The organism is Mesorhizobium sp. P3_A9, assembly GCF_056402975.1.
Map to the genome: position 1 here is coordinate 1 of NZ_JBFUGJ010000691.1, position 1250 is coordinate 1250.

Annotated in this window: 1 protein-coding gene; it reads right to left on the reverse strand. The window is 53.6% G+C overall.

Features of this window, described 5'->3' with window-relative positions; translation table 11 throughout:
• Positions 1–1151, reverse strand: a 1151-nt coding sequence (locus AC1DX0_RS36040; protein ID WP_477359292.1) for a hypothetical protein, incomplete at its 3' end; no start/stop codon positions are given.
• Positions 1152–1250: the final 99 nt, after the last annotated feature.

The following is a 1250-nucleotide window of genomic DNA, read 5'->3' on the forward strand; positions in this document are numbered from 1 at the left end:
CTCCAGAATGGCTCTGCAGCTTGTGTGGTTCCGTCTTGTATCTCTCGCTGAAGCATCTCCAACTCATCCATAATGAACGCTTGTAGGTCGTCGATTGTACCAGGCGGACCACTCTGCAAAACGCTCCGTACGTCCTCCAGCGTTCGCGCCCCCCAAGATAACTCAGCAAGTATACGATCTTGAATTGCGGCGACATGCAGTGCCTCGTCCTTGTGATTACCTAGCCTCCCTTCAGAAATCATGTTTAGCAAAGTAGTATTCGCCTCGTTGGTAGGTATAGATCCCAGCCTCTTGATGAGAGATGCGATGTACTGGCCGCCATCATAGTCTGATTGGCTGCCCCACCTAGCACTTGGCATTTCTGCAAGAGGAAATAATAGCCCAAAGCGATCGATTAGGAACGTCAGCCGGGCCATGTCACCGATCGGTTGGACCTCAACCTCATATCGTTCCCGCCGATCAACATGCTGAAATGGCCAGAGGTGCTCCCTTTTCTCTATTGCAAATCGCTCAAGCTCTGAGCGARAGCGCTCAAAATCGAGAGCAAACGCTGCCCCGTACCACAGTGCACGGTGTTCCTCAGTCGGCCACACTCCGGCCTTCAAGCGTTCGGCAATCAATTCCGTCAAAATGGYCTTGTCACCTCGCCCAATGGCGGCGTCTAAAATGTATCCGAGAATTTCGGCGGAGACCTCGGGAAAGCGCCCAAGCCAATCTACACTGAGGCGCCCGGCAAGCTCGGCATAATCGTTCTCGTGCATGACACGGTAGATGCCTGAGATCACATCCTTTTTTGCTTCCAGTAACGGCTCTAGGTCATCCCGGACGAAGCCTTCGAGATTCTGCGGCGTATCAAAGACTAAGGCTCGCAGCTTCGCTTCAAGGTCGGGAATGTGTTCCGATTCACTTGAAAATAGTCCCCAATCCAGGCCAGCAAGAGCACATTCAAGAAACGGGCGTGGAAGTGTCGCCAAGTCTCCACCCTCCGCCAGATGCAGGGCGCAGCTAGCAACAGATATTAGTTCGAGAAAATATGTCTTGCCTTCTTGCGCATTGAGTTCGGCACCAGCGCGCACGGTGGGAATATCACTACGGCTCCGCACGACCCGAAGTCCCGCCAGCGCAACGTCAACATTGGATTGGCCGACCATTTGGGCCAATCGAGTCAGAGGGGTTGCGGCTTTGTCGAGCTCTGGAAACCAGCCAAAGTAGGCGTTAGCGATAGCGTCTAGGCTGTAGAGATCTTGGCC